This window comes from Streptomyces sp., assembly GCF_036566765.1.
Lineage (GTDB): Bacteria > Actinomycetota > Actinomycetes > Streptomycetales > Streptomycetaceae > Streptomyces.
The window spans coordinates 1-3,711 of the sequence record NZ_DATCVQ010000271.1 but is presented as its reverse complement, the minus strand read 5'-3'; the positions used below and the strand labels follow the sequence as shown (position 1 = coordinate 3,711).

Genomic DNA, 3,711 nt, shown 5'->3' with positions numbered 1-3,711 from the left:
CGCTCCACCGAGGCGACCTTCAGCAGCGGCCGGCTCGACAGCGAAGACATCGAGGTGCTGCGCGAGGACCTTGTTCGGATGGTGTACGAGCACACGCGCGCAGGCGTCGAGTACCTCTTCGGCGACAGCATCACCGCGCTCTACGAGGACGAAACCGGCGTGCGCGTCGACTTCGCGCACCGACCGTCCCGCACCTTCGACCTCGTGGTCGGGGCCGACGGCCTCCGCTCCACAGTACGGCGGCTGGCCTTCGGTCCGGAGGAGCGTTTCGCCCATCACCTGGGCAGCTACCTCTCGGTATTCAGCGCGGACAACTTCCTCGGCCTGGACGACTGGCAGATGTGGCTGCGGGACCGCGACGCGGGCTTCGGCATCATGCCCGTACGCGACAACACCCAACTCAGGATCGCCTTCGGCTTCGAGTCCGCCCCCCTCGCTCATGACCTCCGCGACGGCGGCACTCTGCGGCAGCTCGTCGTGGACAAGCTCGCGTCGATGCGATGGGAAGGGACCCGCCTGGCCGAGGCCGCCCGGAAGGCACCCGACTTCTACTGCGATGCCATGGCCCAGATCCGCATGGACCAGTGGTCGCTGGGCCGGGTGACCCTGCTCGGAGACGCCGGCTGGTGCCCTTCCCCCCTTTCGGGGCAGGGCACCAGCCTGGCTCTCGTGGGCGCCCATGTGCTGGCCGACTGCCTTGCCCAGGCCAACGGCGACCACCGCACCGCGTATGCCCGCTACGAGCAGCGGATGCGCCCCTTCGTCACCCTCAACCAGGCCCTGGCCACCGAGAATCCCGGCGGACCCGCCTCAGAGGAATCCGTCGCGCACGCCAAGAACGCACTCTCACTGGACAGCTGATCCCCTGCCCCGAACGGACATCGAAGCAGGCAGGAACAGCACGGAACCGCTCCCGCGCTCAGCTCCTGCTGTCGCCGGGGGGCGGCAGCTGGTGAACTCGGCGATCGCCTCCTGGGAGGGCTTGAAGTAGCGGCGGACGTTCTGCGGCTTCTTGTGCCAGGACTTCGGCATCAGCAGGCTCGGCCCGGCCTCGCCGAGATGGGTCAGGGAGGAATGGCTTGTGTCCGCAGAGGCCGTGTGCGGATGACTCCGTGTGGCGATTGAGCAGGTCCGATCGCAGAGGCGGCTTTCGCGACGCAGATGGTCGGCTGTGTTGTATTCCGCAGGACCTCCTGTGATGCAGGTCACTCTCTTTCGTGTTCCTGGGGCCGCGCTGTCAGTGGGGACTGAGATCGTGCCTCCGTGAGCGAATTGGTGGAGCATGTGGACGAGCAGGACCGCGTGTTGGGAGTGGTCGAACGAGGCGAGGCGGTGCGTCAGCACTGGCCGCATCGCATTGCGACGACGATCTGCCGTGATCGGACAGGGCGGATCTTGGTGCTGCGGCGGTCCGAGACGCATTCCCGGTTCCCTGGCTACTACGACGTGATGGTCGGTGGCGCCGTGGACGTGGGTGAGTCGTATGAGGAAGCCGCGGCCCGGGAACTGTCCGAAGAGCTGGGCGTTCGTGTGCCCGTGCGCTTCATGTTCAAGTTCCTTTGCCGGGAGGGGATCAGCCCCGTGTGGTTTGGGGTGCATGAGGCTGTCGTGACTGAACCTCTGATCCCGGATCCGGGCGAGATCGCCTGGCAGGGCTGGCTGACAGAGGCCGAATTGTGCGAGGTCGCCGATCAACGGCTCTTCGTTCCGGGAGGACGGAAAGCTCTGCGCCGATACCTGGAGTCCGGATCCGGCAGCGGTGCAGGCGAACTGGGAGCCGAGTGATTGGCGATGCGGTCGTCTCGTCGAGTCGGAACGGGCATGTCAGGTGTAGGACCCGATCACTGTGGTTCGTGGTGCTGGAAGGCACCTGACTTGGGTGGTCCCGGCGGCAGCTTCGCGGAGCCGGACGATCTCCTCGTGCTGGGCGGCGAGCCGGGCCAGGGCCTGGCCGCGGAAGTCGGCGAGCTCCGTGACTGTCTGCTCCGATGCGGCCAGCCGTTCCCGGAGCTTGCTGTTCTCGAGCGGGCCGAAGGCCCAGGCCCGACGGCTTGGCGGCCGGTCATGCCGGATGACCCGCGCTGGTTGGAGCGCTGCTACGACGATGAATCGCTCGTGACCCAGATCGCCGGGACGATCGTGCCGCGCGACGTCCGCGGCGAGATCATGCGGTCCCCGACATCCTCGCGCACCCTGCCGTCCCTGGTGGTGCGCATGCTGGAAGACCTCCAGGTCGACGACGGCCACAAGGTGCAGGAGATCGGCACCGGCTACTCGACCGGCCTGCTGTGCGCCGCCCGGCTCGGCGAGGACCTCGTGACGTCCAAAGAAGTGGACCAGGACGTGGCCGCGTCCGCCGCCGTCGCGCTCGGAGCCTGCGGGTACTTCCCCGAACTCGTCGTCGGCGACGGCCTCGTCGGCCACCCGGAAAGCGCCCCGTACGACCGAACGATCGCCACCTGCGCCGTGCGCGATCTGCCCTACGCGTGGGTGGAGCAGACCAAGCCGGGTGGGCTGATCCTGGCCACCCTGTGCGGCTGGATGTACGCCTCCGAACTGGCCCGGCTCACCGTCGGCAAGGACGGCGTCGCCCCCGGCCGGTTCCTCGGCGGCCGCGTCGCCTTCATGCTCGCCCGTCCGCACCTGCCGCCGGACCTCGGCACGCTCCCCGATCTGGACGACGCCGACGAGCAGCCCACCGAGATCGGGGCGGACGTCCTGGACGACTGGAGCACGCGGTTCGTCGCCCAGCTCGCCGCGCCCCGGGCCCAGCGTGTGAGCCTGGAACTGGGCGGCCGGACCGAGCACGTCCTGCTCGGCGTGGACGCTGGAGCATGGGCCGCACTCGCCCAGGACGACCGAGGCGCGTGGACAGTGCGGCAGGGCGGACCGGCCCGCCTGCGGGACGACGTCGCCGAACACATCGCCTGATGGCACAGCGACGGTGCCCCCGGTCCCGACCGGTGCGAGGTCACCGTCACCCCCGCAGGGCAGGCCGTGTCCTGGTCTAAGGTCTGACGAGCTCGAGGACCAGGAGGACCGCGATGGGCGAGGACGACGAGCCCCTGGAGGAGTGGGCGGCCCGCAGGGACAAGCGCCTGCGGCCGGTCGGGGAGCGGAAGGCCGTCCCACTCGGCGGCGGCCGGCGTCGCGGAGCCCACATCGACCCAGACGCCCCGCGCCTGATCATCGAATGGGACGGCCACGCCTGGGAACCGGTCACCGTGGTGGACGACTACGCCGCGGCCTGCCGCATCCTCAACCCGGCGCCAGAACCGCCGCACGCCCCAGAACGCCCACCCGGTCCCCCCTGGCACCTGGAACCGGTAGGCACCGCAAACCGTGACCAAGCGCGACCTGCGGGCCGTTACAGGCGTGCGGCGGAAGGATTGGGCTGCCATGGCCTTCGCACGCTCCAGCCAGCCGGTCAGGTGAGCCCGCAGAGTGTCCTTCTCGCAGGCCACGTACAGGCTGACGCCTGGCCGGCTGTCCGGTCCAGGGCGAACCAGTCGGGCGCGGCCCGGAGGAACGCACCGGCGTCCGGCCAGGCTGGCGAGACGTGGACCTCACGCAACGGGTCGATGAGGTCGGGGAACCGCTCCTCTCGGCGGGCCTGGGCGAGACGGGAGGACAGACGCCGGTACGTCGGCGCGGTGTGCGGGATCAGCCTCTCCGCGACGAGCCGGTAGTACGCCTGCCTGAGGGTGCAGC

General features: G+C 69.5%; 3 protein-coding genes and 2 pseudogenes. 4 read left to right on the top strand and 1 reads right to left on the bottom strand.

Annotated elements, in window-relative coordinates:
- The 4 genes and pseudogenes from VIU94_RS15215 to VIU94_RS15195 form a co-directional block, all read left to right on the top strand.
- Positions 1-861 (top strand): FAD-dependent monooxygenase (locus VIU94_RS15215; RefSeq protein ID WP_331911705.1); only part of this gene is annotated, 861 nt, incomplete at its 5' end.
- Positions 862-1,263: 402 nt separating this feature from the next.
- On the top strand, positions 1,264-1,785 hold the full coding sequence (locus tag VIU94_RS15205) for an NUDIX hydrolase (protein ID WP_331911703.1): 522 nt from the start codon (positions 1,264-1,266) through the stop codon (positions 1,783-1,785).
- Positions 1,786-1,875: 90 nt separating this feature from the next.
- A complete protein-coding gene (locus VIU94_RS15200) occupies positions 1,876-2,931 on the top strand; it encodes a methyltransferase domain-containing protein (protein WP_331911701.1) in 1,056 nt (351 codons plus the stop codon).
- A gap of 113 nt (positions 2,932-3,044) precedes the next feature.
- Positions 3,045-3,317 (top strand): annotated as a pseudogene (locus tag VIU94_RS15195) (DUF6087 family protein); the annotation flags it as partial.
- 110 nt (positions 3,318-3,427) lie between these two features.
- Here the strand turns inward: VIU94_RS15195 and VIU94_RS15190 are convergent.
- Positions 3,428-3,711 (bottom strand): annotated as a pseudogene (locus tag VIU94_RS15190) (hypothetical protein); the annotation flags it as partial.